Here is a 26,618-nt window from a genome sequence, read left to right as displayed (position 1 = left end):
GATTTGGGGTATTCGTAAAAAGCATAAAAACACCGCGCTTTCGATGAAATAGGCTTTATAGCTCTATATTCATAGTAACGCGGTGAATTGGTAAAGTTCAAGTATTTTCTCAACAGCCTGACAATTGCAGGCATTTCCACTTTTCAACCGAATTCGCACGGGAATTCCTGCATTTTCGCAGGTTTTTACACTCGGGTGATCTGAACTGACCTGATCGGGAAGCCCCTTCATACCATATGAAAGTAATCAAGCCCATCATCTATCAACGCTTACCTACTAAATTTGGCTTATGGGACAGCCTCTATGTTGGTAGGCTCAGCGTGCTTTAGCGGGGCTGCAGCGTTCTTCGCGTGTTGAGTCTGCTTTTTTGGCAGGCTCGGAGCGGGTTTGAAGCCGTCTTCATTAGAACTTCATGCCAATGGGCAAATGGCAAGAGGTTCATAAGAAGGCTGTCGGCCGAAGTGGCTGCGGTAGAGGACAATGTCCTCTACCCGCCACGCGGGCCAGCCGCCGTCTGGCGCGCCTGCTGCCGCTAGGGCAGCGCGACGGAACGGCCCCGCCGCTGCGCGAAAGCGGCGGGCGAGGGTGATGTGCGGCCGATAGGCGCGAGCCTCGGCCGGGAAGCCATGGCGGGCGCAGGCGCCCGCGACCGCGCGCTGCAGCGCAGCCAGCGCGTCTAGGTCGCCGGCGACGCCCGCCCACAGCGCAGCCGGCGCCGCCGGCGGCCCGAACACGCCGAGTCCCTCGGCGCGCAGGGCCAGCGGCGGCGCCGCGGCCGCAACCTGGCGCAGGTCGTGCGCCAGGGCAAGAGCGGTCTTGGCGGAAGCATCGCCGAGGAAGCTTAACGTCACGTGGACGTCCTGCGGATGCGTCCACTTCTGGAAAGGCAGCGCCTTCTGGAGGCTGCCTGCCCAGCTTTCGAGCTCCCGCTGCACGTCTGGCGGGAGCGCAATGCCTACGAACAGCCGATAGGGCTCCGAGGCTGCCAAAGGGTTGGATCGGGTTGCTGCATCATTATCGAATGAATTCATTGGTTCATCGTACTCCTCTATTCGCTGTATGGCCTTATACAGTTGGGCTTCTCCTAGCATTGCCAATGAAGGTTTTACTTGATGCATGAGGAGAATATTGCTATCATAGCCATAATACAAAAGCAAAGGTGTGGTCACTCATGGGAAATAGGGCCTATAACTTTAACGCAGGGCCTGCAGCATTACCGCTCGAAGTACTGCAAAAAGCACAAGAAGAACTTGTCGAATTTAAAGGCATCGGCATGTCGATCATGGAAATTTCTCACCGCAGCGCTGAATATGAGCAAGTACATAATGAAACACAGCAATTATTGAAACAAATTTTCAGCATTCCGGATGGTTACCAAATTCAATTCCTACAAGGCGGCGCGAGTACTCAATTCGCGATGATCCCGCTTAACTTCTTAAAGCCAGGCAAAGTGGGCAGTTACGTGCTGACGGGCGCTTGGGCAGAGAAAGCGATTCAGGAAGCCAAGTTGTTCGGAGAAGTGGCAATTGCAGCGAGCTCCCAAGAACAGAAATTCATGAAAATTCCTGATTTAAGCGACATTAGCCTTCACCCGGATTCGGCTTACCTGCATGTGACCTCCAATGAAACCATCGAAGGGGCTCAGTTCCAAAGCTATCCGGATACAGGAAATGTACCGCTCATCGGCGATATGTCCAGTGATATCCTAAGCCGCCCTGTTGATGTTTCGAAGTTCGGGATGATTTATGCCGGCGCACAGAAAAATCTGGGTCCGTCTGGTGTGACGGTTGTGATTGTCAAAGATGACCTTCTTCAGGATCTGCCGAAAACGATTCCGACCATGCTTCGCTATGAGATCCATGGCAAGAACAATTCCCTCTACAATACACCACCGGTGTACTCGATCTATATGGTGAATCTCGTATTGAAATGGATTCAAGAGCAGGGTGGACTAGCTGTCATTGAGAAGAACAATTTGGAGAAATCAGGCCTCATTTATAGCGCAATTGACCAAAGCGGCGGTTTCTACCGTGGGCCTGTTGATAAAGGCAGCCGTTCTTCCATGAACATTACCTTCCGTTTGCAAGACGAAGAGCTGGAGAAGAAGTTCATCAAGGAAACGGAACAAAACGGTTTTGTCGGCTTGAAAGGCCATCGCAGTGTCGGCGGTTTGAGAGCTTCTACGTATAATGCTGTTCCTTATGCATCTTGCAAAGCGCTCGCTGACTTCATGACCGATTTCCAAAAACGCAACGGTTAAGAAATGAGTTCAAGCTATTCACCGCACTCTCCTGTGCGCGTGAGTAGCTTTTTTTGGCTTGAGGATAGAAGTATGGCTTTATCGTTTTTATTGTCCTTAGAGGACCGCTGAGGGGGTCTAGCGAGCCTCTTCTACAGGGGAGGAGAATCTATATCTAGTAGAAGTTATGAGCGATTCTTGCTTTCGACAAATCTGAAAATTACAAGTCTTTTTCGAAAAAATATTTTTAAAACCGTCGGAGCCACGCCCTGTCTAGGTTTAGTTATTTTGCCAGTTAAAAGACACAATATGGAGCGTTGACAAACACAATATATTGATATAAATTTGTATCTATCAACTAGATGTCGTGAAAAAAAGCGAATAATTGAGCTTGAGCGATACATAGGAAAATAGTCGCAGAAGCCATGCAGGACGGTACTTTGATCGGTTATTTGGAGCAAAATCCCGTTCCGGAGAGCTGGTTTTTCTGTCGATAAGGTGTAATGGTTTTCTGGATTTAGAATGAATTTTTCTTGAACGACTTACTAGATATAGGTTTAAATACATAAGAAGCACTAGATGGAGATTGATGGATAGGAGACGGTTCCGATGATGATTGCTTACGATTCGAAGACGGGAAATGTTCGTCGTTTTATTGCTAAACTCAAGATGCCTGCAGTTCAAATTGAGGAAGCGATGAAGATGGACGAGCCCTTTGTGCTGGTTACGTATACGACCGGTTTTGGTCAAATTCCTACAAAGGTGGCTTCCTTTCTGGAGCGCAATTCCTCCAGACTGATCGGAGTGGCAGCAAGCGGCAACCGTAACTGGGGAGATGGCTTTGCCAAAAGTGCGGACACCATCTCGCAACTGTATGATGTGCCTGTGTTAACCAAATTCGAGTTATCCGGCACCAAAAATGACGTAGAACGATTTGTTCAGGGGGTACAAGCAATTGCGGCACATTGAGCTAAATAATTTATTGATGCAACGCGGAGCAGATGGCTTTTTTCAACTAGAGAAGGATAAAGAAGCTGTTGAAGTTTTCATGAAGGATGTCCACAGCAAAAGCCTCACTTTCCCCGATACCTCATCTAAGGTTCGATACATGATTGAGCAAAATTATTACGAGAACGTCTATGAGCATTACACTCCGGATGAAGTTAATTCCGTTTATCAAGTAGCCCACGACAATGAGTTCGAATTCGCTTCCTACATGGCAGCTTCGAAATTTTATACCGATTATGCTTTGCGCAGTGATGACAAGACGTTGTATCTGGAGCATTTCCCTGATCGCGTAGCGATTGTGGCTCTTTACTTGGGACGCGGAAATGTAGAAACAGCACGAGTGCTGGCCGTATCTATGATGGAGCAGCGTTTGCAGCCCGCAACTCCGACGTTCCTCAATGCAGGCAAAAGCCGTCGCGGTGAGATGGTATCGTGCTTCCTTCTGGAAATGGATGACTCATTGAACTCGATTAACTATGTACTTGCTACTTGCATGCAGTTGTCCAAAATTGGCGGCGGCGTTGCCGTGAACTTGTCCAAGCTTCGTGGACGAGGTGAGTCCATCAAAGGCGTAGAACGCGCGGCCAAAGGCATTATGCCAGTCCTGAAACTAATGGAGGATGCGTTCTCCTATGCGGATCAAATGGGTCAACGCAAAGGCTCAGGAGCAGCGTACTACAACATTTTTGGCTGGGACGTAATGGAGTTCCTCGACAGCAAGAAGATCAATGCGGATGAGAAATCCCGCTTGAAGACACTTTCGATCGGTCTGATTGTACCGAATAAATTTTATAAATTAGCGGAAGAGAACAAGCCGCTGCACGTTTTTGCCCCATACACCGTCCTTCAAGCTTATGGCAAGCATTTGGATGATATGGATATGGATGAGATGTATGATGAGCTTCTCGCGAATCCGAAAGTGAAGAAAAAAGTCGTGATGAGCGCGCGCGATATGCTGGTCAAAATTGCGACAACGCAACTGGAATCCGGCTATCCGTATATGATGAACCGTACGAACGCGAATAAGGATCATGCTTTGAAAGGGATTGGGACGATCAAAATGTCCAATCTTTGCACGGAGATTTTCCAATTGCAGGAGACTTCCGAAATCAATGATTACGGGCAAGATGATCTCATTCTGAGAGATATCAGCTGTAATTTGGCTTCTATGAATATTGCCAATGTCATGGACCGCAAGAAGCTGCGCGAGACGGTACACGAAGGCATGATCGCCTTGACTTCGGTCAGCGATATGACAACGATCAGCAATGCGCCGGGTGTTGCCAAAGCGAATCGTGAGCTGCATTCCGTTGGATTGGGTGTCATGAATCTGCATGGTTATTTGTCGAAGAACAAAATCAGCTATGAGAGTGACGAAGCCAAAGATTTCGTTCGTTCCTTCTTCATGGCGATGAATTTCTATTCCATCGAGAAGAGCATGGAGATTGCCAAAGCCTCCGGGCAAACGTTTGAAGGCTTTGAGTTGTCCGAATATGCGAACGGCGCTTACTTCAACCGCTATACAGAGACGGATTACACGCCTGTTACGGATAGAGTAAAGGCTTTATTCGAAGGCATGCCAGTTCCAACACCAAGTGATTGGGCCAAGCTTAAAGAAGAAGTGAAGGTGCATGGTCTTTACCACGCTTATCGTTTAGCGGTTGCGCCAACACAAAGTATTTCGTATATCCAAAACGCGACGTCCAGTGTTATGCCTATTGTTGAGCCTATTGAGACTCGCACATATGCCAATTCAACAACGTACTATCCGATGCCGTTCATGGCGCGTGATAACTTCTTCTACTATAAATCGGCTTATCAAATGGACCAATTCAAGATTCTTGACCTCATTTCGGAAATTCAAACGCATGTGGATCAAGGGATCTCGACCATTTTACATGTCAATAGTGACGTTTCGACCAGACAGCTTGCTAAATTATACCTCTATGCGGCACATAAAGGACTTAAATCGCTTTACTACACGCGAACAAATCAGCTATCCGTTGAGGAATGTGTCAGCTGCTCGGTGTAATTTGGAAGGGGATTGAACAATCAATGACTAGTGTAACGACCACCAATCAAGCCATCGTCAAAAAAGCCGTGAACTGGAATCGGCCCGATGATGACTTCACCATTACATTCTGGAATCAGAATATTATGCAATTCTGGACGGACGAAGAAATTCCGTTGTCTGACGATAAAATGTCTTGGATTACGCTGAGCGGTGCTGAGCGTGAGCTATATATGAAAGTGTTGGGCGGACTGACACTGCTTGATACGATGCAAGGCGGCGTTGGGATGCCCAAGATTCTTGAGCATGTCGATGGGCTGCAGCGCAAAGCGGTACTGAGCTTCATGGGGATGATGGAGCAAATTCATGCGAAGTCGTACAGCAGTATTTTCACAACGTTGTCCACAACGGAAGAAATTAACGAGCTGTTCCTCTGGGTAGAGCGGAATCCCTACTTGCAGTTCAAAGCGGCGAAGATTTCTCACTATTATGAGAACATTCACACAACCAAAGATCTCTATCTGGCTATGGCTGCATCTGTTTTACTGGAAAGCTATTTATTTTATAGCGGTTTCTATTACCCGCTTTATTTGGCTGGACAAGGTAAAATGACGAGCAGCGGTGAAATCATCGATTTGATTTTGCGTGATGAGAGTATTCACGGTTTGTATATCGGTGTATTGGCGCAAGAGGTTTATGCGGAGCTCAGTCCTGCGGAGCAGGATGAAGTGTACGCAACGTTGAGCGCGCTGCTCAGAGAGCTTCATGCGAATGAGGAGAAATACACAGAAAGCCTCTACGGTACGCTTGGCTTGGCGGAAGAAGTGAAAGCTTTCTTGCGTTACAATGCAAACAAAGCGTTCATGAACCTCGGCGTTGAGCCGATTTTCGAAGAAGAGGATATTAATCCGATTGTTCTGAATGGTTTGAGCACGAAGACGAAACAGCATGACTTTTTCTCCAAAAAAGGGAATGGGTATGTACGTACGATTCATGTTGAAGCATTGACGGATGATGATTTCCTTTTTGGGGATTAAACTAAGAGGCTGTCTCTAAAGGTGAAAACCTGGCGAGCAGCCTTTTTGAATTTAACAGCCATTCCTTCCTGTTTTTCGGTATAATGGGGAGTGAAAGCAGTTACAACTGGGAAATGAAGGAGTTTTGCCTCATGAATCTTGCTCGAATCCGTTTCCACAAACGCAGTATCATTGTCACTTGGCTGGTCTCTTATCTTTCTGTTTTGCTTATCCCTATTATGATTAGCGGCATTTTGTATGCAGCAGGATGGCATGTGGTGGAGTCGGAAGTGAATCGCGCGAACACCTCAGCTCTGAAGCAGATGGAACAAGCCATCGACAATAGTCTTCGCGGCATCGAAAGGATCAGCTTGGAAATCGCTTTAAATAAATCAGTAACCGGTTTCATTAATACGTCGAAGCCCTTAACAGATAACGATTATTACGAACTGATCAGTATCGCTAGTGATTTGCGGCTGTATCAGACGGCGAATGATTTCATTGAACAAATATATATTTACTATCGGAACAGCGATACGGTGATCTCTACCCGTGATCGTACGAACAGCCGCATGCTGTATGAGAAGACACGCGAACAAGAGACGATGAGCTACGAGGAATGGGCGAAGTTTTTTGAAAAGCCTTACATGCAAGAATATACCCCTATTACGTTTAGGGAGGATGGCCAATCGATGAAAGCGGTGATGTATGCCAAATCCGTCATCTTGGCCAATCCGGATCAACCCGGTGCCGTAATCTTGTTTGTCATTAAGGATTCGAAGCTGTTAGCCAATATCCCGTCAACTTCGGATAGAACCTCGATTGCGGTGCTGGATAAGGAAAATCGGCTGGTGGCCTCCACAGGGATTGAATCGAGGTCAGCCATATTGGACTATAGCAAGCTAACTGGAAAAAATGGCATGTTCATGAGCGCAGACGCTGGTCAGCGAGCAGCGGTTTCCTACATTACTTCGGAGAGTACGGGGTGGAAGTATATTTCAACGATTCCCGCCGAATTATTTGATGATAAGATGGCCTACATGAAGAAGCTGATTTATGCCAGCATCATTTTGAGCTTGCTCATGGGTGGCGTCGTTACCTACCTTTTTTTAAGGAAAAATTATGTCCCTATCAATCTGCTCATTCAAAGCTTTGCCAAGAAATCAGGCTTATCTTTTCAGGAAGGCTTGAATGAATATGGTTATTTGCAGGCTGCGCTCAATAATACATTTGCCGAAAAAGAACAGGTCGACCGCAGGTTGCACCAGCATCGGGATGCCATTCGCTCGCATTTCCTGCAAGGGTTGCTGAAAGGCAGGCTGGAGCAAAATGTGCCGATCCACGAATCACTGGCGGCTCATGATATTCGCGTGGCTTCGCCCTATTATGCTGTGCTGCTGTTCCATATTGAACATTTCGGCAAGTTTGAGATGGATCAGAATGCAGCACCCGAGAAGGTAAGAATGCTGCATTTTCTCATTATGAATGTGGCTGAGGAAGTGATTGGCGACACGAATCAAGCTTTCATTACAGAGATAGACAATATGCAGGCATGCATCGTCAATTTCGGTACAGATCCGGATTCAGATGAACTGAAGCGTATTGCTGAACAGGTGAAATCGTTTCTGTTGGACCATTTCCACGTCCATTTGACTGTGGCGATAAGTGAGATCCATCAGGAGTTGTATGGCCTTCCTCCGGCGTATCAGCAGACCTTGGCTGCACTCGAATACCGTTTAGTGATGGGGAGCGGTGAAATTATTCGGTATGAGGACTTACCAAGCTCCGAGACGGTCAGGCCGTCCAGAAGCTACTACTATCCTTTGACGGTAGAGCATCAATTGATTAATTTGGTAAAAGCAGGCGATTTCGAGAAATCCAGTGCGATTATTAACGAGATTATTGAGATCAACAGCTCAGATGCCTCAATATCTGTACCGCTTGCCAAATGTCTCATGTTCGATTTGACAAGTACACTGCTCAAAACAATGGATGAAATCGGATCGAGCAGCAATCGTCGGACATTTATCGTCCAAACGCACCAAGTTGATCGGTTAATGGCAAGTTCCACAATCAAAGAGATGAAGGGACAAATTCGGGAAGTGCTGGCAGAAGTATGCCAGTTCATCCAAGAAGACCGACAGCAGGATCACAATGCGCTTAGTCAGCAGGTTATTGATTATGTGAAAAGTCATTATGCCGATGTGAATCTTAATATTTCGATGGTAGGGGAGAAGTTCGAGTTAACCCCTTCCTATTTGTCCAAACAGTTTAAAGCGCAAACGGGAGAGGCCTTGCTTGATTTTATTAGCAGAACCCGCTTAGATGAAGCCAAACGGCTGCTTTCCCTTCAGCAGCTATCGGTCTCTGACATCGCCAAGCAAGTCGGGTACGCCGACATCAATACGTTTAATCGCATCTTTAAGAAATTCGAGGGGATTACACCAGGCAAGTACAAAGACATTCAATGACAAAGAAAAGGCCGTTCAAGCAAGGATGCTTGCGCGGTTTTTCCGTTTTTACATAGCAAGTGCTTATTTTGAAGATTGATTTATGTCGATTTTAAAGGTGAAGTTCACGTTTTGACGCTATCCGGGTGAATGGTTTTCGCTGCATACTGAAATCACGATGCACCCGAGGTGCATGAGGACTAAATTATACGAGGGGGATCTACATGGGGAAATATGTGAATAAGAAGTCTTTCGGTGTGGCTTTAAGCGTTGTAGTGGCATCTAGTGTATTCGTTGGCTGTTCCACGCAAGAGACTGGCAAGAGCTCAGCTTCTCCGAAAGCTTCATCGGCACCAACAGCAGCTGGCACGGTGTACCCAATCAGTACGCAAGAAACGTTAACATCATGGGAGGGTATCGATACGAATCTGGCCTCTTTTGTACCAAACTTGGCGGAATCACCATTTGGAAAGCAGCTTGAAAAAGAAACAGGGGTGAAGGTCAAGTACACCCACCCGGCTGACGGCCAATCGAAGGAACAGTTCAACCTGCTGATCGCCTCCAATAAATTGCCGGATGTGATTGAGTATAACTGGGGTGGTGGCGGGGCGGCAGCTTATCCAGGCGGACCAGAGAAAGCCATCGCGGACAAGGTCATTCTTCCGCTTAATGCATTGATTGACAAGCAGGCGCCGAACCTCAAGAAGCTGCTGCAGCAAGATAAAGAATTAGATAAGATGATCAAAACGGACAGCGGCAACTATTATGCTTTTCCGATGATTCGTCCAGATAATGGTCTTGTTTTCCGCGGTCCGATGATTCGCAAAGACTGGCTCGATGAACTGAATCTGCCAGTTCCCCAGACAATAGATGACTGGTACACCGTGTTGAAAGCTTTTAAAGAGAAGAAAGGCGCGAGTGCACCTTTTACTGCTCAATACAGTAATGAGTTGAACATTCAGGACGCTTTCATTGGGGCTTTCAAAACAGCAAATCGCTTCTATATTGACGATCAAGGAAAAGTGAAATATGGGCCTATCGATCCACAGTTCAAAGACGCCTTGACGTTGCTGCGGAAATGGTATGCGGAAGGCCTGCTGGATAAAGACTTTGCGCTTAACACAGATTCCAAATCTCTGGACAACAAATTGATGAGCGATAGTGCCGGAGCTACCGTAGGCTTGCTAAGCGGCGGCATGGGCAGATGGATGGATACAGGGAAGAAGAAAAATCCGAAATTCCAGCTGGTAGCAGCGCCATATCCGACACTTAAGCAAGGGGAGCGCGCTTTTATCGGACAGCGGGATTTTAAGTATAATCCAGCGGCAAGCAAAGCCGTAAGCGGCGATTCCAAAAACGCGGAGCTTGCTGTGAAATGGCTTGATTATGCGTATGGTGAAAAAGGAAGCCTGCTTTTCAACTTCGGGGTTGAAGGCGAGAGCTATAAAATGGTCAACAATGTGCCGACTTTTACGGAGAAAATTACAAAAAACGAGAAGTTTAATTTACAGCAAATGGTATCTCAGTATACGAAGCCAAATGGTCCTTTCCTGGGAGATGCACGCAAAAGCTTCAACACGTTCAAAGAACAGGACGAGGCGATCAAAATTTGGGGCGAAACCGATGCGGTTAAGCATGTAATGCCACTTTTCATCACACCGACTGTCGAAGAAAGCAAAGAACTAGCCAAATTGAATACGGCGATAGGCAGTTATAAGGAAGAAATGTTTGTGAAATTCGTGATGGGCAAGGAACCAATTGAGAAATTTGATGAGTATGTGAACCGGATCAAGGAAATGGGCATCGACAAAGTGATCAAAATAAATCAGGACGCGCTCGACCGCTACAATAAACGATAACACCTATCTGGCCTCTTGCAGGTGATGACGAAGCCCTTGTCATAAGCGGCTTGTTTTCACCTGCAAGAAAATAGCCATAGATCGAGGGGAGTAGAAACCATGAATACATTTGGGATATTTATGGATATCCGTAAAAATAAATTGCTATACGTCATGCTTATTCCCGTGCTGCTATACTATGTGGTCTTCCACTATGGCCCCATGTATGGAGCCATCATTGCTTTTAAGGATTTTTCACCAAGGCTTGGTATTTGGGGGAGCGAGTGGGTAGGCTTTGAGCATTTTCAGAACTTTTTTACAGGGCCTTATTTCTGGAGAACGATTAAAAATACAGTGCTCATCAGTGTGTATCAGCTAGTGTTCGGATTTCCAGCACCGATTATATTGGCTCTTTTGCTCAATGAAGTGAAGCATGCGTTATTTAAACGGACGGTGCAAACGATCACGTACATGCCTCACTTTATTTCACTTGTTGTTATCTGCGGCATCATTAAAGATTTCACCGTCAGCGATGGGGTTGTGAATGATGTGGTCGCCTTTTTTGGCGGAGAGCGAACGACGTTTTTGCTCGAACCGAGCTTTTTCCGTTCTGTCTATGTATCGACGGGAGTATGGCAGCATATTGGCTGGGGTACGATTATTTTCCTGGCAGCTTTGACCGGAATCGATCAGGAGCAATATGAGGCGGCGAAAATAGACGGAGCCGGCAGGTGGAAGCAGATGACGAGTGTGACGATTCCCGGCATCATGCCAACGATCATCATCCTGCTCATTCTGGAAATTGGACGGATGATGAATGTCGGATTCGAGAAAATTATTTTGCTGTACAATCCGGGAACCTATGAAACGGCAGACGTGATTTCATCCTACGTGTACCGGGTTGGCTTGCAGGATTTTAACTATAGCTTCAGCTCGGCGGTAGGGTTATTTAACTCGGTCATCAATTTTATTCTACTGATTTCCTCGAATTGGTTAAGCCGTAAATTCAACGACACCAGCTTATGGTAGGAAGGAGACAAAGGTATGAACCAAACAACGTTATCAGAAAAAAGCTTTGATTGGATAAACGCCATTTTCTTGATCTTCTTAATGCTGATTACGATATATCCGCTTGTATATGTGGCTTTCGCTTCTGTGAGCGATGCCGGAACGCTTATGAGTCATAAAGGTGTATTATGGCGTCCGCTCGGGTTTTCATTTGAAGCTTATACCAATGTATTTCGGAACCCGATGATTCTTAAAGGTTATGGGAACACATTTTTTGTAGTGATTGTAGGGCTGTTCCTCAATATCATTCTTACTGCATTTGGGGCGTATGCTTTATCCAGAAAAAGCTTGGCTTATCGAAAATCGCTGCTGCTGTTCATTGTATTTACGATGTTTTTCAGCGGCGGACTGATTCCTCTGTATTTAACGGTCAAAGGAGTAGGACTGGTTGACTCCTTATGGGCGCTAATTATTCCACAGGCAATTAATACGTTTAATCTGATCTTGATGAAAACGGCATTCGAAGCGATTCCAGACGCTTTGGAGGAGTCGGCGAAAATAGATGGCGCTAACGACTTTGTCATTTTGTTCCGCATCGTACTGCCGCTATCCATGCCGGTTATTGCCGTTATGCTCTTGTACTATGGCGTCGCCCATTGGAATTCCTGGTTTCAGGCGATGATTTTCTTGCAGGATCGCGCGCTTTATCCGCTGCAGCTCGTGCTGCGTGAAGTGCTGCTGCAAGGGGAAGCAAGCTCCAACCTAGGAGCCTCAGACGGAGCCTCTGCGATGCTTTCGGTGACGCTGAAGTATGCGACGATTATTGTGGCGACAGTACCCATTTTGCTTGTGTATCCGTTCCTGCAGAAATATTTCGTCAAAGGCGCCCTCATCGGGGCGATCAAAGGTTAGGAGGCTGCAAGCCGTGAACGATACCGAATGGGAACATTTTATGGCTGACCATGATATGGAGTGGGTCGTCAAGCCAGTAAGCTGGGACGAAGGTGCCTTCATCGGCAATGGGTCAATCGGCGCCATGGTATACGGAGAGGAGCATGCGAAGAAACGGCATGTGCTCCGCTTTGTCACTGGGCGAACGGATGTGACGGCAGTTCGGAGCGATCGACCGGGCTTTCCCCCACGCGTACCGATCGGCGAGCTAGATCTGGAGATGACGGGCATGATCTATCATCCAACAAGCATGCGGGTGGACCTGTGGAACGCGGAGCTTCGCGCTGAGTTGACGACAACGCAGGGGAAAGTAAAGCTTCGTTCCATTGTCCATAGTCTGGAGCCTGTGATCGCCATTGAACTTGAGACTTCAGAAGGGGAAGACGGTGCGCATGTCGTATGGTATGCGCATTCGGAAGTTGATGAAGTATTGCGAAATGCGGATGGCATCAACTTGAATCAGTATATCCCCGAGACGAAGGTAGAACAGTCAGAAAGAGAAGGCATACAGATTTGCGTTCAGCGATATTCAGGTGGTGATGGCTGTGTGGCTGCCTGGAAAGAAGTACACATGGCATCGAATCGCCGTGTTTATTTCCTAACGATAATGAATGGGCATGAGGAAGCCGCGATTGCAGCGGCTGTTGATGCAATTGCCCAAGCGATAGGAAGGGATTATGAGACGTGGATAAGTGATCACCGCACGTGGTGGCACGATTATTATCGGCAAAGCTTCGTTTCAGTACCTGATAGTCGCCTCCAAAGCTTTTATTGGATCCAAATGTATAAACTCGCTTCTGCTACAAGGGCCGATCAGTGTTTGATCGACAATCAAGGGCCGTGGCTTACTTCAACCCCTTGGCCGGGTGTATGGTTCAATATGAATGTGCAAATGAGTTATTCTCCCGTATATACGGCAAACCGCTTGGAGCTGGGATTATCGCTTGTTCGAGCGTTAACCGCAAATCTGGAAAATCTAATTGCCAATGTGCCTGAGCCTTATAGGCATGATTCTTCCGGACTAGGCCGCAGCAGCAGCTATGACTTGCGATCGGAAGTCGACGATGAAGTCGGAAATTTAACTTGGCTATGCCATAATGTGTGGCGGCAGTATCGCTACAGCATGGATGATGATATGCTGAAGAACTTGTTATTTCCTCTGCTGCGAAGAAGCGTGAACTTCTATCTTCATCTAGTCGAGGAAGGCGCGGATGGCTTGCTCCACCTGCCGCCGACTATTTCACCCGAGTATGGCTCTTTCATGCGAACGCGTGTAAGGGACTGTCATTACGATCTTGCCTTGCTGCGCTGGGGCTGCCAAACTCTTCTGGACAGCTGTCAGCGGCTGGAGATGGACGATTCCCTCATGCCGAAATGGCAGGAGATTCTCGATAGATCAGTCTCCTTTCCCGTCGATGAAACAGGTTTGATGGTCGGGAAGGATACCCCTCTGGACTATGGTCACCGGCACTTTAGTCATTTGCTTGCCATATTTCCTCTGCATTTGATCGGCTGTGATTGCGAAGAGGAGCGTCAGTTAATTAGGACCTCACTTGATCACTGGATCGGAAAAGAGGGTGACTTGCGGGGCTTCAGCCTTACTGGAGCTGCTTCAATCGCTGCTATTCTGGGACGCGGGAATGAGGCATTACGGTATTTGCAAGCTCTTCTTCTGCTGATCAAACCGAATACCATGTACAAGGAAGCGGGGCCCGTCATTGAAACGCCTCTTGCCGCAGCGGAAGCTATGCAGGACATGCTGCTCCAAAGCTGGGGAGGCCAAATAAGGGTATTCCCGGCTGTTCCGGAGGAGTGGCAAGAAGCAGCTTTCGAACATTTGCGAGCTGAGGGAGCGTTCCTGATAAGCGCTGTGCGAAGTCACGGCGAAACGCAGTTCATTCGGGTGAAGAGCTTAGCCGGCGAGCCTTGCATCATCCAGACGGGGTGGGTTGGCGTTGTCCGGTATACGATTACCGGAACTAGGTCTATCGAGCAATCCATCCGATTAAACGCAGAGAATGAGAAGATTACGCTGGATTTGAACGCGGGGGATGAAGCCATTCTTTACCGAGGTTCGCAGCTGCCAAATATACGAATCGGTCCTGTGGCATGTTCCAAAAAGGTGGTTCGCTATTTCGGAGGCCACAAGCCTTGGCGGCTTTAAGGTTTTGAGTGGAAAATGGCAACCAGCATCCTTCAATGTAAATAACGCGAAGAAGGGCAAGGAAACTCTCCTTGTCTTTCTTCGCGTTACTCATTAGCCGATCGATTCTTTAACAGCCGGTTCGGTCAGCTTGTAGCCGACATTGCGAATCGTCATGATATACTCGGGATTGCGGGCATTGTGTTCGATTTTATCCCGCAGATGCGAGATATGCACATCGACAATGCGCGTATCGCCGAGGAAATGATAGTCCCAGACGCCGTGAAGCAGCTGTTGACGGCTGAGCACTTTGCCGCGGTGCTTGCACAGGAAGAGCAGAAGCTCAAACTCTTTGGGCGTGAGCTCGATAGGCGAGCCATTCACGGTGACTTCGCGCTGATCGGCTTTAATGGCAATTTGACCAATAGTGATGGGCGCATCTTCCGTTAAGGAAGGCAACGTCTGAATCCGGCGATGAATGGCATGTATCCGGGAAATGAGCTCCTGTGGAGAGAATGGTTTGGTCATATAATCGTCGGCACCATTATCCAGTCCAGCTATTTTATCCGTGAGATCCTGCATGGCAGTCAGCATAATAATCGGAACGAGGTTATTCTGATTTCTAAGTTTACGACATACTTGAAAGCCGTCCATCTTTGGCAGCATAAGGTCGAGTACAATGAGATCAGGGCGAAAGGTTTGAATAGCTTCAAAGACAGCTTCTCCATCGAACACACAATGGACTTCAAAGCCGACGAGCTTCAAATTGAATTCGATAAGCATGGAGATGGAAGGTTCGTCATCTACAACTAGGATCTTCTTTTTCATTAAGGGTTGGCTCCTTTTATCGAAGGATATCTCTATTATGGCATTGCTCTATCATCGAGATATTAAGATAAAGTTAACCCTGTGTAAAATTGCAATCCGCTTTCGCATATAATAGGATAGAGAATGAGGTGAATTTGACAGAGATGGCTTTTCATATTGTATTAGTAGAACCTGAGATTCCTGCCAACACAGGGAACATTTCACGAACTTGCGCAGCCACAGGCACGCATCTTCACTTGGTAAGACCGCTGGGCTTCCAGACCGATGACAAAACACTGAAACGCGCGGGATTAGATTATTGGCACTCCGTTAAGCTGGAGTATCATGATTCATTTGACGAGGTGCTGGAGGCATATAAAGGGCATCGTTTTTTCTTTGCGACAACGAAGGCGAAGAAGCGCTACACCGATTTTACCTTTCAGGATGGCGATTTTTTTGTATTTGGCAAGGAGACGAAAGGACTTCCAGAGGAATTGCTGGCCCAGCATCCCGATACGCTGCTGCGGTTACCCATGTCGGATGCGGTCAGATCGCTTAATTTATCCAATTCAGCCGCCATTATGCTGTACGAAGGATTGCGCCAAACGGGCTTTGCCGATCTTGATTAAGCACTTGATTTCCATGTAGGCAGGACTGATTCGAAAAATTAATCAGGAAAAGAAAGTTTCAGCATGTTACGAGAAGGAGTTTCCTGAATAACGGCGAATAGTAAACGGTATCAGTCTGTACAGATATGCTAATGTATGGTTAGCATGGAAACCGAGAGCGGAAGAGAGGTGATGTCCTATGATGAAGCCAGCCGGAGTCGTTCGGAAAGTCGATCAATTGGGACGTATTGTACTACCTAAATCGTTACGTAAACGATATCAAATGAATGAAGGAGATCCTGTGGAGATTTTGGTACAGGGTGACCATATCATTCTGGAAAGATACCGTCCAAAATGTGTGTTCTGTGGTAGTATGGAAAGTGTCAGCGAGTTCAAAGAGCGTTATATTTGTGGAGATTGCGTTACGGAAATGAATGTGCTCAAAGTTAGAGCCTAGATGAAGTAACCAGATATAGAGGCTTCCTGCAAGGTTCATCTTTGCGGAAGGCCTCTTTTTCTATTATTGCAGAAAGCTCAGCCATGTATTCGGCAAAAAACGAAAGAACCTCAATCCCGCTTGAAAGGGATTGAGGTTCTTTCGTTCATATAACATTTACAGGCCTTTTGTTTTGTCCTCGTTATAGGAAGCCGTCATCATAGCGACGATAAATAGCAGGAAAACGGTGTTAACGAGCCAAAATGTTGTTGATAAACCAAACATTGCTGCACCTCCTATAGGGTTGAAAACGAATTGCATATAGTTAAGGCTTATTATACCCAACCATCCACAAAAAAGAAACGAATAATGTGTGAATAATTTCGATCATTTGAAAAATAGAAAGTTCGTGGCCAGCGGTCTCAGCTTCCCATCGGAAGGCCGATTGATGACGCTGCCGTTCATAACCAGGGTGGTAGAGCCGCCCCCATCGAGGTTGTAGGCATCAACAATGCCTAATTGCTGCATTTTGTCCTGCAATTCAGCCAGTGTAGCCCCTGAGTTGCCGCTCTCGTTGACACCATCCGTTACGATAAACAACAGTTGATCGTTTTTGTAATTAGCCATTACGGTACGAGCAGCACGAGCAGGGGAGCTTTGCCATTGATAAGGGATAGACGTTTTGCTGCCGTTCTTCAAAAGCACTGGTACAAAGGTTGATCCCATCCAAGGATTCAGCTTGTCCAGATCAGCTTGCGAGCTGAATTTGCCGCCAATCAGCTGGCGGTCTTTGTTGAGTCCGATGAAGGTGGAGTCGTTATTGGTAGGAAAGAACCCATTGACATACTTCCCATTCATGATGGTCGTATCCAGAGGATAACGTTTCCCCTTGTTGTCATCAGCGAAGCCACCTGCGTTAACACCTGCGATGGCTCCATAACGGGATACCGCTTCCAGCGTGGTTTCACTGGAGCCCATTTTGTCCTTGCCGAGGACGAGCTTAATTGCCTTATCGCTTTTGAGATTTACTTTAAGAGCATAACCTTTATAGTTACTTTCATTCAAAGCAAATAATTTAAGGTCAATGTTGCCTGAGGAAGCTTGCCGAATCGGGCTTCCGAGCTTGGCTGTGATACGCGCGTCGTAGACGATGCCAGGTTTGGCAGCTTGCGCGGCGGCGTTCTGGAGCAAGGCCGTTACTTCTGCGTTGCTTTTTTCGTAGACAGCAAAATATTGCTGAATGATGGATTTCGTCTGCAAGGCGTCACTGTTGGCTTTGGTGAGCTTGCTGTCGAGCGATAGCGTATCTGGGTGAACATTAAATGTCGCAGAAGCAAGCGGCGCCAAGGAGTTGATTGGAATTTTCATGGAAATGAAAAGTAGACATATCAACATGCCTAAGAAAGGGGCACACGCTAAGAGAAAAAAACGGTTAACCTGCTGAACGCCCGTCATTACTTCAACACATCCAGATTCTTCTGAAGCTCATCAAGCTTCTTCTTCACTTCCGCAAGTTGCGTGTAAAGCTGGTTGCTGTTATCCGTCTTGCTGTTGGCGCTGTCTTTCGTGAAAGCGAGCAGTTCGTTCAAGGAATCTACCTTTGTCTGCAAAGCTTTCATTTCGGTGCTCACACTGTCTTTCAGTCCGGTTACTTGCTGCTGATAGTCTTGTTGAATAACTTGCAATTGCTGCTGGGTTTGCTGTGCGATATCGGTTGCTATTTGTTGCTTCAAATGCTCTGTGTACATCATTGCTGCTGCCACTCCGATTGCGATCAGCATGACCCAGCCCACAAACAAGTAAACGTACGTCTTCCTCCCTGCTTTCGTTGCTTTCGAAGCTCGGGGAAACGAATTCGCAGTCGTCGTCTCGATGGGCATGTTCATGAAAATCACCTCTGTCTAGTAGTATAACATATTCCATATTTTTTACAGAATTTTAGATAGAATTCGCGGTTTTTCGATACTCATTGGGCGTCATGCCTTCCAGCTTCTTGAAAACCTTGCTGAAATATTTCTCATCCTGGTACCCAACCATCTCAGCAACCTGTGAAATGCGCAGGTGCGGGTTGTGCAGGAGAATCTTCGCTTTGCTCATGCGAATTTCCCCCAAATAATCGGAGAGATTCACCTCGAATTGTTGCTTGAATTTCCGTGAGATGTACTCGCGGCTCAAATAAAAGCGACTGGCAATATCCTGCAGCGTAATATCCTCGTGATAATGCTTTTGCAGAAACTCCGCGATTTCAAAAATAACGTTTTTGTCTTTATGCTGGCTTTCCAGCACCAGCTTGGAGAGATGCATAATGCTCCGTGTCAGCTCCTGCTGCCATAGTGACAAGGATAGAATGCCATATTCATCGAGCGGAACGATTAAGCTGGTGGGCTCGTCCAAAAGCATTTGTTTCACTTTTTCTTCACTAATGTTGGAGAAGAATTGCTGTATCCAGCGACGCTTCATGACACTATATTCCCGCCACCAATGGTCAAGCTGTTCCAAGGTGACAACCTCGCTTTGCTTGACGGAATCAATCCACTGTTGAACAGTCTGTTCAATTTGGTCCAAGCTGCCACTGCGTATAGCGAGTTGAATGCGTTCCTCGTAATGGCTGAAGGTCAGGGTGGGCTGAGTTGTCGTGATACGATTGAGCGTACTATGAATCCAAGTGTTTTTCGCTTTTAGATTTCGTTGTCGCAAAGCGATGCGGGCTTCTTGATAAGATAAGGACAAATCAGCGGGAAAAGCATGCGAGCTGCCGATGCCGAAGTCTACGCGGGTGTGGAGGGCCGTGCGAATTCCCTCATTAATTGTAGTCAGAAAGGCTTCAGCGCCCGGTTGATCCTTCCAAAGAAGCAAAACGATTTCATTCTCGCTGTTCCAGTGACGAAAAGCATAGCCGCGCCTGTCTTTCAGCAGAAATTCATTGCTGATATTGATGAGCGAGAAAAGCAATAGATCCAGGTTTTGGCTGAATTTGTTTTTTACACTGCGTTCCATCGTATCTAGCGATAAAATCGCTACACGGCAATGGCTGATTTGACGGCTTAAATAAAGCTCCTTGTCCAACTGCTCCGCGGCAGCATCATAGGAAGAAGGCTCAGCAATCAAATTGGAGAGCAGCTTATCCCAGTACATGGGCTTAATCTGGTTCATTTCAATATTCAGCTCACGACTCGTATGCCGCAGTTCCTCATCCTTCATCCAAGCCTGAATGGCTTTCACTAAAGCTTCATTCAGCTGCTCCTGATCAATCGGTTTAAGAATATAATCCGTTCCACCATATTTCAACGTATGGCGAAGCAGAGAGAAATCATCATGACCGCTGATGACGATAGTTTTGGAGTCTGGCGCATAAGCCTGCAGCCATTCCAGCAGCTTCACGCCATTCATGATCGGCATCATCATGTCGGTCATGATGATTTCCGGATGGTGCTGCATGACCATTTCGGTGGCGGCTTCGCCATCTTGCGCTTCCAGAATGGTTTCAATGCCATGTTGTTTCCAATTCACAAGCAGCCGGATGGCATCGCGTACATGTTTCTCATCATCGACTAGTAAAACTTTCATTCGATTGCTCCCTTTTTCATCGGTATATGGATCACAATCCGTAGACCTTGGGGATGGGCATGTTCAATCTCCAGTAGGGCGTCATCCGTGAAATATAACCGTACTCGAGTCAAAACATTGCTAAGGCCAATGCAAGCTGCTTCCGTGATAAAAGGGGTATTCAGCCTGTTTTTTACCTCGCGAAGCCGCTCTTCCGTAATCCCGATCCCATTATCCTCAACAATAAGCTTCAAAAATTCATCGTGTTCGCCTACTATATACTTCGTTGCCTCAATCCGTAATAAGCCTGTAGCGGTTGTGCTAGGTTTAAAGCCATGCTTGAAATAATTCTCAACTAGAGGTTGAAGGATCATTTTCGGCACAGAAATATCCTTGGTGCTTTCTTCCACCTCATATTTAATTTCGAATTGATGCTCGAAACGCTGTTTTTGCAGCTCAAGATAAGCTTTAATATGATCAATTTCCTTGCGCAAAGGTACGACGGATTCGTTCGTGTTCATGCTGTAGTGCATCATTTTGGCAAGTGAAGAAATTAACGTATAGATTTTGGGCGCTTCATGCTGCAAAGCTAGTGTACCAATCGATTGCAGCGCGTTATTCAGAAAATGCGGATTAATTTGAGCTTGCAGCGCCATTAATTGATTGGATTTGTTTGCCAGCTCCAAGCGATATTCCCGCATGACCATTTGATTCAAATCCTGCAAAAGCGTATGAAACCGATTGGCAAGAATGCCCATTTCATCCGTGCGGGTCAGCTCAATATCGGTCGTTAATTGATTTAGCTGTACCTGTCCAGCTTGGATTCGTGTGATGTAGCGAATTAATTGTTTGATCGGTTCTGTGAAGCGGATACTGATATAAATGGTTCCCGCTATGACGATTAACATAAAAAAAGTTAGGATAAGGGAATTAATAAATGTTAGTTGTCTGGCATTTTTGGTTAATTGTTCGTAAGGCAAACGTTTGACGATCGTCCAATCGAGATAATCGGTTTTCATTTTTTCATAAACATTGATTCCTGCGTAGGCACCTTTGCTCCATTCGTAGCTGCCTTTATCAAGCTTGCTGTGAATCGCTTCATTGCCCCAGCTTTCTTCCAGCGGGAGCCCCCATTTGGAGGTATCGGGACCGAAAACAATGCGTCCATGCTCATCCAGAATGTACAGTTCCTCTTCATCATGGGTGTATACGCTCTGGGAGATCTCCGAGACGAGATCTAACTGAAAATCAATGATGAGCTCGCCGATCGAGGTATTATTCGGTGAATACATGAGCTTGCGATGCATAGAGAGTACGGGTGAAGGAGCAATATAGATTGTAGTTGGAACTCCATAGCTGCTGCTTTCGTGTGTTGTTTCAATATATACAGTCTCCTGTTCAGGAAAAGGAGGAAGTTTCTCGTACTTCCCAGGCACGCTTTTTGAAAAATCATTAACACTGAGATAGGAGCGGTTGCTGACTTCAGCATACAAGTAAATCTGTTTAATTTCTTTAATGGAATGGGACATGACTTGCAGTCCGCTTGAAATGACTTTATCACTCATGTAATCAATCTCTTGCTGCCGTTGCAAAATTTCGTACAGCTGTCCCAGTTCGGAAAGATGAATTCCTGTATAGATGGTGGAGGATGCTTGTACCACGCCGTTCAGATAGTTTAATAAATTCATTTTGGCTTGGGAGATAAGGGCGGAATTCGTACGAACGGTGTCTTCTGTGACCTTTTCCTTGGTGAACATATAGGATACCACGATCGAGGTAATGAAAGGGACTAAGGTTGCGATTAGCAAAAAAAGAATCAATTTGTTGCGCATGCTATGACGGATCAACGGCTATCAGCTCAGTTTCTTTATTGGAGTTTTTCCCCTACATTGTAGCAGGAGAGGTCAACAAATTCCACCTAATGCATCACGATAATCTGTGTTGTAGCGGGAAATAGAAATTTATAATGAAAGAAAGTTACATAATCGTAAGGGGGAATATTCCCATGAAAACTAATAAAGGCATCTCGGGAGTTATGCAACAATGGGTCTTTGTGGGCCCAGCACTCGTTTTCTTTACCCTGATTGTCTTAATTCCATTTTTCATGAGCATCTATTATTCATTCACTGAATGGAACGGCGTCACGACGAACGTGAAATTCAATGGCTTGGATAATTTTAAACAAATTTTGTTTGAAGATAAAGATTATCGCAATGCGTTCTGGTTTACTACACGTATGACAGTAACGAACGTAGTTCTCACGAATGTTGTTGGTTTTTTACTGGCTTTGTTGCTGACACAATCATTGAAAAGCCGAAATGTTCTGCGTACCATCTTCTTTATGCCTAACGTCATTGGCGGATTGCTGCTTGGTTTCATTTGGCAATTCATCTTCGTTAAAGGCTTTGCAACGCTCGGAAGCTTGACGCATATCGGATTTTTTGAGCTTCCATGGCTGGGGGATGCAACAACTTCCTTCTGGGCGATCGTCATTGTGAGCGTCTGGCAAGGAGCTGGGTACCTCATGATTATCTATATTGCCGCATTGTCCAATGTACCTAAGGATATGATCGAAGCCGCCTATATTGATGGTGCGAGTCGTGTGCAAGTGCTGCGCAGCATCATAGTTCCTCTGATCATGCCAGCTGTAACCGTTTGTCTGTTCTTGACGATCTCGTGGTCATTCAAAATGTTTGACTTGAACTTCTCCTTGACTAGAGGGGGCCCGTTCAACTCAACGGAATCGCTGGCCATCAATATTTATCAAGAAGCGTTCCGTAATAATCGGTATGGTCTAGGAACTGCGAAAGCGTTCATCTTCTTCATTGTCGTCGCCATTATTTCGACCATCCAAGTGATGTATACGAAACGCAAGGAGGTTGAAGTATAATGGATTCTGTCAAAAAATACACCGGACGCCTGTTTACGCTGGAAGTACTGGGCATTATCATTGCCCTGTTGTTCTTGGTTCCGTTCTACTTCGTTATCGTGAACTCGCTCAAAACGTTCCCTGAGCTGGCTGCAAATACCGCGAAATTGCCAAAAAGCTTATACTTGGATAACTATACAAAAGTATGGACGATTATGAAGTTCCCTACGGCATTTCTGAACTCTCTAATCATAACCGTACTTAGCAATATTGGACTTGTGATTATCAGCTCCATGGCAGCCTATCGCATGGTCCGCAAAGCAAGCAAATTTAATAATCTGGTCTTTCTTGCTTTCGTAGCGGCGATGGTTATTCCATTCCAGTCCATCATGATCCCACTAGTTCGCGTGGCTAGTCAAGTTGGGCTTATGGATAGCAAGCTTGGTTTGGTCGTTTGTTACTTTGGTTTCGGTGTTTCGCTCAACGTATTCTTATATCATGGTTTCATCAAATCGATTCCGCTCGAAATCGAAGAGTCGGCAACGGTAGATGGCTGTTCACCTTACGGTGTTTTCTGGCGGATTGTATTCCCGCTTTTGAAACCGATGTCCACAACCATTATTATTCTAAATAGCTTATGGATTTGGAACGATTATCTGCTGCCTTCGCTTGTGCTGAATAATCCGGATTTGAGAACGATCCCGCTGGCGACTTTCTCCTTCTTCGGACAGTATACGAAGCAATGGGATTTGGCTCTGGCAGGTTTGACACTAGGCGTACTGCCTATCGTTCTTTTCTTCTTGGCGATGCAGAAACATATTGTGGAAGGAATTACAGCAGGTTCCGTAAAAGGTTAACAGATCTGCTATTAAGTTCAAAATCTTCCACCTTTATGTTCAATATTGTCCGTGTTAAGGGTTTAAGAAAGTGTTTACAATACAAATATAAGCTGATAACGAGCTAATAAAACCTTCGTCATCAGGGTAAGCTGAGTACACACAAAAAAGGGAGGCTTTACCTCAATGAAAAAATTAACGATGATCAGTATGGCTGCTGTATTATCACTTTCCGTCGTTGTTGCAGGCTGTGGCAAGAAAACAGAAACTACACCTTCGCCATCTGCATCCACGGGTGCTGCTGCAACTACAACTCCAGCTGCTGGCAAACCAGTAACTATTAAAATGTTCCAATTTAAAGTAGAAATCGCTGACCAATTGGGCAAATTAGTGCAAGAATATCAAAAATTAAACCCTAACGTGAAAATTCAAGTTGACACTGTTGGCGGTGGCGCGGATTATGGCGCAGCTTTGCTGGCGAAGTTCAACTCCGGCGACAAACCGGATATTTTCAACAACGGCGGATTTAGCGATCTTGACAAATGGATTGACAACCTGGAAGATCTTTCCGATCAACCATGGGTGAAGGATCTTGTAGATGTTGCGAAAGAGCCAATGACCAAAAACGGTAAATTGTATGGTCAACCGCTGAACCTCGAAGGTTATGGCTTCCAATACAATAAAGACTTGTTCGCACAAGCTGGCATCACTGAGCTGCCAAAAACGATAACACAACTGGAAGATGCTGCTAAAAAGCTGCAAGCGAAAGGAATCACTCCTTTTGAAACAGGCTATGGCGAGTGGTGGGTACTTGGCAATCACTTCGTAAACCTTCCGTTTGCTTATCAGAAAGATCCAAATGCTTTCATTGACGGCTTAAACAAAGGCACAGCAAAAATTCCTGGCAACGAAGTATTTAACCAATGGGTCAACCTGTTTGATCTGCAATTGAAATATGGCAACAAAAACCCGCTGCAAACCGATTACAATACACAAGTTACTGATTTTGCAACAGGCAAAGCGGCTATGACGCAACAAGGCAACTGGACACAAGTTCAAATTTCCAAAACAAATCCAGATATCAAAATTGGCTTCTTGCCAATGCCGATCAACGATGATGCTGCATCCAATGATAAATTGTTCGTAGGTGTTCCAAACAACTGGGTTATCAACAAAAACTCGGCTGTAAAAGACGAAGCGAAAAAGTTCTTGAACTGGATGGTTAGCTCCGATGTAGGTAAAAAATACATTACAGATGAATTCAAATTCATCCCAGCGTTCAAAACGATTCCTGCTGACGAAAAAGTTCTTGGACCTTTAGCAGCAGACATTATCACTTACAGCAAAGCTGGCAAAACACTTAGCTGGAACTGGTTCAAATTCCCAGGCGGCGAAGCTTCCAGTAAAAAATTCGGCGATATCATGCAAGGTTATGTCGCGAAGAAGTATACAAAAGATCAAATGCTGGATGAATTCCAGAAAACTTGGGATAGTCTTAAGAAGTAAGCCTCTAATGAGCGGTAACAAAGCCTCAGCGCCAATGCTGAGGCTTTTTGCTGTTTAACAGGAACGGCAATGGCTGTTACAATAAAGAGAACGACTGGGGGTCTACGACTACGATGAATATTCGAATAAGGAATTGGCTGCAAAGCAGAGGAAATTCTCTTCCGCGTGAGAAACAGTTATCTTCAGAGGCAGTTATTTCACTTATTATCCATTCTACCTTTCAATTCGGCGCTTCGATGTCGGGGGTTTTTTTGAATTTGTATTTATGGCGGTTGACGCATAGTGTTGTTGTGAATGGTACATACAGTATGATTGTTTACATCTTAACCCCGATCGGTTTTGCGATTGGCGGGTGGATGATCAAGAAGAAAGACCGCATGGTTTCCTATCGGCTTGGCATTATGCTGGTCGGTTTATTTTACCTGAGCGTTATTATTGCCCAAGAGCGATTAGTCGAATATTATGTGTTGTTTGCTATTTTTAACGGTTTGGCAAGCGCTTTCTACTGGGTCGGCTATTTAACCTTGATGTACGATGTGTCAACCGAGCAGAACCGGATCCGGTATCTCGCTTTTAATATGATTTTTTTCACAGTGGCGACTTTGGCAGGGCCTGCGCTTGCAGGGTTCATTATCCGTTTAAAAGAGGGGCTAAGCGGGTATACCATTGTATTCGGTATTGCTTTTGTCATGTTCTTACTGGCTGCATTGATTTCTTTGAAAATAAAAGCCTCTGGCGGGCATCATCGCGTATATTATTTGAAGCTGACAGGCCTTCTCATGAAAAAAGAACGGGCATGGCTCAAAGCTTTGCTTGGTTTCTTCGGGATTGGATTGCTGCAAGGTACGATGCTTTTCCTGCCCAATATTCTTCTATTTAAAGTGATGCCGAGAGAAGATATCGTAGGTTACTTGGGCGTGCTTTACTCCAGCTTAAGCATCGTAACGGGCATTTTCATATCGAAATACGCGAATGCGAGCAAAGCTCGTTTTTACTTAATCATTTCGACCGTAGGCTACTTGATTGGTGTCTCTTTGCTGATGGGAAGTATTAACGTGTGGTCGGTAGTTGGCTTTATGATCTTATACTCGATTTTCTCCCCTCTGCAAGGGAATACGATGACCGGATATTACTACGGTCTGATCGCTAAGCTTCCGCTGAAAGGAGAATTAAAGGTCGAAAGTGTCGTTGTTCGCGAGTTTTTCCTGAATGTCGGTCGTGTCATTTCGATTATTTGCTTGATTTCTTTTGGCAGCAATTTGGATGGCGGTTTAATTCCTTGGATTCTAATGATCGCGGCGATGACGCAGATCGGGTTAGTGTGGTCGATTAATAAATAGCCAAGA

21 protein-coding genes are annotated in these 26,618 nt (G+C 45.9%); 15 read left to right on the top strand and 6 right to left on the bottom strand.

Annotated elements, in window-relative coordinates:
- Positions 1–410 precede the first annotated feature (410 nt).
- Complete coding sequence (gene thpR, locus HQN90_RS30305) at positions 411–1,031, bottom strand: RNA 2',3'-cyclic phosphodiesterase (RefSeq protein WP_173226146.1); 621 nt, start codon at positions 1,029–1,031, stop codon at positions 411–413.
- 140 nt (positions 1,032–1,171) lie between these two features.
- Between thpR and serC the strand changes: the two genes are divergently transcribed.
- The 9 genes from serC (at position 1,172) to HQN90_RS30260 (ending at position 14,685) form a co-directional block, all read left to right on the top strand.
- Positions 1,172–2,260, top strand: a complete 1,089-nt coding sequence (gene serC, locus HQN90_RS30300) for a 3-phosphoserine/phosphohydroxythreonine transaminase (RefSeq protein WP_173226144.1) — start codon at positions 1,172–1,174, stop codon at positions 2,258–2,260.
- 588 nt (positions 2,261–2,848) lie between these two features.
- Positions 2,849–3,208 carry a class Ib ribonucleoside-diphosphate reductase assembly flavoprotein NrdI gene (nrdI, locus tag HQN90_RS30295; RefSeq protein ID WP_173226142.1) on the top strand — a complete coding sequence of 120 codons (360 nt, stop codon included), beginning with the start codon at positions 2,849–2,851 and terminating at the stop codon, positions 3,206–3,208.
- Positions 3,195–5,279, top strand: a complete 2,085-nt coding sequence (gene nrdE, locus HQN90_RS30290) for a class 1b ribonucleoside-diphosphate reductase subunit alpha (RefSeq protein ID WP_173226140.1) — start codon at positions 3,195–3,197, stop codon at positions 5,277–5,279. The genes nrdI and nrdE overlap by 14 nt, the downstream gene beginning before the upstream one ends.
- A 23-nt stretch (positions 5,280–5,302) precedes the next feature.
- On the top strand, positions 5,303–6,295 hold the full coding sequence (gene nrdF, locus HQN90_RS30285; protein ID WP_173226138.1) for a class 1b ribonucleoside-diphosphate reductase subunit beta: 993 nt from the start codon (positions 5,303–5,305) through the stop codon (positions 6,293–6,295).
- 131 nt (positions 6,296–6,426) lie between these two features.
- Positions 6,427–8,745 carry a helix-turn-helix domain-containing protein gene (locus HQN90_RS30280; protein ID WP_246362913.1) on the top strand — a complete coding sequence of 773 codons (2,319 nt, stop codon included), beginning with the start codon at positions 6,427–6,429 and terminating at the stop codon, positions 8,743–8,745.
- Positions 8,746–8,948: 203 nt separating this feature from the next.
- Positions 8,949–10,583 (top strand): extracellular solute-binding protein, encoded by a 1,635-nt coding sequence (locus HQN90_RS30275; RefSeq protein WP_173226134.1) that lies wholly within the window; start codon positions 8,949–8,951, stop codon positions 10,581–10,583.
- 99 nt (positions 10,584–10,682) lie between these two features.
- Positions 10,683–11,591 (top strand): ABC transporter permease, encoded by a 909-nt coding sequence (locus tag HQN90_RS30270; protein ID WP_173226132.1) that lies wholly within the window; start codon positions 10,683–10,685, stop codon positions 11,589–11,591.
- 15 nt (positions 11,592–11,606) lie between these two features.
- Positions 11,607–12,482, top strand: a complete 876-nt coding sequence (locus HQN90_RS30265) for a carbohydrate ABC transporter permease (RefSeq protein ID WP_173226130.1) — start codon at positions 11,607–11,609, stop codon at positions 12,480–12,482.
- 13 nt (positions 12,483–12,495) lie between these two features.
- The gene (locus tag HQN90_RS30260; RefSeq protein WP_338042408.1) at positions 12,496–14,685 is read left to right on the top strand and encodes a glycosyl hydrolase family 95 catalytic domain-containing protein; all 2,190 of its coding nucleotides are present in this window, start codon (positions 12,496–12,498) and stop codon (positions 14,683–14,685) included.
- A 93-nt stretch (positions 14,686–14,778) separates the two neighbouring features.
- On the opposite strand, the gene HQN90_RS30255 is transcribed toward HQN90_RS30260, so the two are convergent.
- Positions 14,779–15,492, bottom strand: coding sequence for a response regulator transcription factor (locus HQN90_RS30255; protein ID WP_173226128.1), 714 nt, complete (start codon positions 15,490–15,492; stop codon positions 14,779–14,781).
- Positions 15,493–15,635: 143 nt separating this feature from the next.
- Here HQN90_RS30255 and trmL point away from each other — a divergent pair, with 143 nt between their 5' ends.
- Both trmL and HQN90_RS30245 read left to right on the top strand, forming a co-directional pair.
- Positions 15,636–16,100: a tRNA (uridine(34)/cytosine(34)/5-carboxymethylaminomethyluridine(34)-2'-O)-methyltransferase TrmL gene (trmL, locus tag HQN90_RS30250; RefSeq protein WP_079409292.1), complete on the top strand. Its 465-nt coding sequence runs from the start codon at positions 15,636–15,638 to the stop codon at positions 16,098–16,100.
- Between the two features lie 181 nt (positions 16,101–16,281).
- Positions 16,282–16,536 carry an AbrB/MazE/SpoVT family DNA-binding domain-containing protein gene (locus HQN90_RS30245; protein ID WP_079409291.1) on the top strand — a complete coding sequence of 85 codons (255 nt, stop codon included), beginning with the start codon at positions 16,282–16,284 and terminating at the stop codon, positions 16,534–16,536.
- A 366-nt stretch (positions 16,537–16,902) separates the two neighbouring features.
- On the opposite strand, the gene HQN90_RS30240 is transcribed toward HQN90_RS30245, so the two are convergent.
- From HQN90_RS30240 to HQN90_RS30225, 4 genes are read right to left on the bottom strand one after another with little or no spacing between them, the layout of a single operon-like run.
- A complete protein-coding gene (locus HQN90_RS30240) occupies positions 16,903–17,970 on the bottom strand; it encodes a phosphodiester glycosidase family protein (RefSeq protein WP_173226126.1) in 1,068 nt (355 codons plus the stop codon).
- Positions 17,970–18,401 carry a hypothetical protein gene (locus tag HQN90_RS30235; RefSeq protein WP_173226124.1) on the bottom strand — a complete coding sequence of 144 codons (432 nt, stop codon included), beginning with the start codon at positions 18,399–18,401 and terminating at the stop codon, positions 17,970–17,972. Before HQN90_RS30235 ends, HQN90_RS30240 begins: the two co-directional genes overlap by 1 nt.
- 52 nt (positions 18,402–18,453) lie before the next feature.
- Positions 18,454–20,082 carry a response regulator gene (locus HQN90_RS30230; RefSeq protein WP_173226122.1) on the bottom strand — a complete coding sequence of 543 codons (1,629 nt, stop codon included), beginning with the start codon at positions 20,080–20,082 and terminating at the stop codon, positions 18,454–18,456.
- Entirely contained in the window at positions 20,079–21,893 is a 1,815-nt protein-coding gene (locus HQN90_RS30225) for a cache domain-containing sensor histidine kinase (RefSeq protein ID WP_173226120.1), read from the bottom strand. The genes HQN90_RS30230 and HQN90_RS30225 overlap by 4 nt, the downstream gene beginning before the upstream one ends.
- Positions 21,894–22,066: 173 nt before the next feature.
- On the opposite strand from HQN90_RS30225, the gene HQN90_RS30220 reads away from it, so the two are divergent.
- The 4 genes from HQN90_RS30220 to HQN90_RS30205 all read left to right on the top strand — a co-directional run bounded on the left by HQN90_RS30220 (position 22,067) and on the right by HQN90_RS30205 (position 26,612).
- Positions 22,067–22,951 carry a carbohydrate ABC transporter permease gene (locus HQN90_RS30220; RefSeq protein WP_173226118.1) on the top strand — a complete coding sequence of 295 codons (885 nt, stop codon included), beginning with the start codon at positions 22,067–22,069 and terminating at the stop codon, positions 22,949–22,951.
- Positions 22,951–23,787, top strand: coding sequence for a carbohydrate ABC transporter permease (locus tag HQN90_RS30215; protein ID WP_173226116.1), 837 nt, complete (start codon positions 22,951–22,953; stop codon positions 23,785–23,787). The genes HQN90_RS30220 and HQN90_RS30215 overlap by 1 nt, the downstream gene beginning before the upstream one ends.
- Before the next feature lie 165 nt (positions 23,788–23,952).
- On the top strand, positions 23,953–25,272 hold the full coding sequence (locus tag HQN90_RS30210; protein ID WP_173226114.1) for an ABC transporter substrate-binding protein: 1,320 nt from the start codon (positions 23,953–23,955) through the stop codon (positions 25,270–25,272).
- 113 nt (positions 25,273–25,385) lie between these two features.
- Positions 25,386–26,612 (top strand): MFS transporter, encoded by a 1,227-nt coding sequence (locus HQN90_RS30205; RefSeq protein ID WP_173226112.1) that lies wholly within the window; start codon positions 25,386–25,388, stop codon positions 26,610–26,612.
- Positions 26,613–26,618: the final 6 nt, after the last annotated feature.

The organism is Paenibacillus alba, from assembly GCF_013204855.1.
In the GTDB taxonomy this organism is placed as follows: Bacteria; Bacillota; Bacilli; order Paenibacillales; family NBRC-103111; genus Paenibacillus_E; species Paenibacillus_E alba.
Note: the sequence above shows the minus strand (reverse complement) of the source record. Positions and strands in the feature narration are given on the sequence as shown.

Coding starts and splice junctions, on each gene's coding strand:
- thpR (WP_173226146.1), bottom strand. CDS start 1,031: ATGAATTCATTCGATAATGATGCAGCAACCCGATCCAACCCTTTGGCA.
- serC (WP_173226144.1), top strand. CDS start 1,172: ATGGGAAATAGGGCCTATAACTTTAACGCAGGGCCTGCAGCATTACCG.
- nrdI (WP_173226142.1), top strand. CDS start 2,849: ATGATGATTGCTTACGATTCGAAGACGGGAAATGTTCGTCGTTTTATT.
- nrdF (WP_173226138.1), top strand. CDS start 5,303: ATGACTAGTGTAACGACCACCAATCAAGCCATCGTCAAAAAAGCCGTG.
- HQN90_RS30280 (WP_246362913.1), top strand. CDS start 6,427: ATGAATCTTGCTCGAATCCGTTTCCACAAACGCAGTATCATTGTCACT.
- HQN90_RS30275 (WP_173226134.1), top strand. CDS start 8,949: ATGGGGAAATATGTGAATAAGAAGTCTTTCGGTGTGGCTTTAAGCGTT.
- HQN90_RS30270 (WP_173226132.1), top strand. CDS start 10,683: ATGAATACATTTGGGATATTTATGGATATCCGTAAAAATAAATTGCTA.
- HQN90_RS30265 (WP_173226130.1), top strand. CDS start 11,607: ATGAACCAAACAACGTTATCAGAAAAAAGCTTTGATTGGATAAACGCC.
- HQN90_RS30255 (WP_173226128.1), bottom strand. CDS start 15,492: ATGAAAAAGAAGATCCTAGTTGTAGATGACGAACCTTCCATCTCCATG.
- trmL (WP_079409292.1), top strand. CDS start 15,636: ATGGCTTTTCATATTGTATTAGTAGAACCTGAGATTCCTGCCAACACA.
- HQN90_RS30245 (WP_079409291.1), top strand. CDS start 16,282: ATGAAGCCAGCCGGAGTCGTTCGGAAAGTCGATCAATTGGGACGTATT.
- HQN90_RS30240 (WP_173226126.1), bottom strand. CDS start 17,970: ATGACGGGCGTTCAGCAGGTTAACCGTTTTTTTCTCTTAGCGTGTGCC.
- HQN90_RS30235 (WP_173226124.1), bottom strand. CDS start 18,401: ATGAACATGCCCATCGAGACGACGACTGCGAATTCGTTTCCCCGAGCT.
- HQN90_RS30230 (WP_173226122.1), bottom strand. CDS start 20,082: ATGAAAGTTTTACTAGTCGATGATGAGAAACATGTACGCGATGCCATC.
- HQN90_RS30225 (WP_173226120.1), bottom strand. CDS start 21,893: ATGCGCAACAAATTGATTCTTTTTTTGCTAATCGCAACCTTAGTCCCT.
- HQN90_RS30220 (WP_173226118.1), top strand. CDS start 22,067: ATGAAAACTAATAAAGGCATCTCGGGAGTTATGCAACAATGGGTCTTT.
- HQN90_RS30215 (WP_173226116.1), top strand. CDS start 22,951: ATGGATTCTGTCAAAAAATACACCGGACGCCTGTTTACGCTGGAAGTA.
- HQN90_RS30210 (WP_173226114.1), top strand. CDS start 23,953: ATGAAAAAATTAACGATGATCAGTATGGCTGCTGTATTATCACTTTCC.
- HQN90_RS30205 (WP_173226112.1), top strand. CDS start 25,386: ATGAATATTCGAATAAGGAATTGGCTGCAAAGCAGAGGAAATTCTCTT.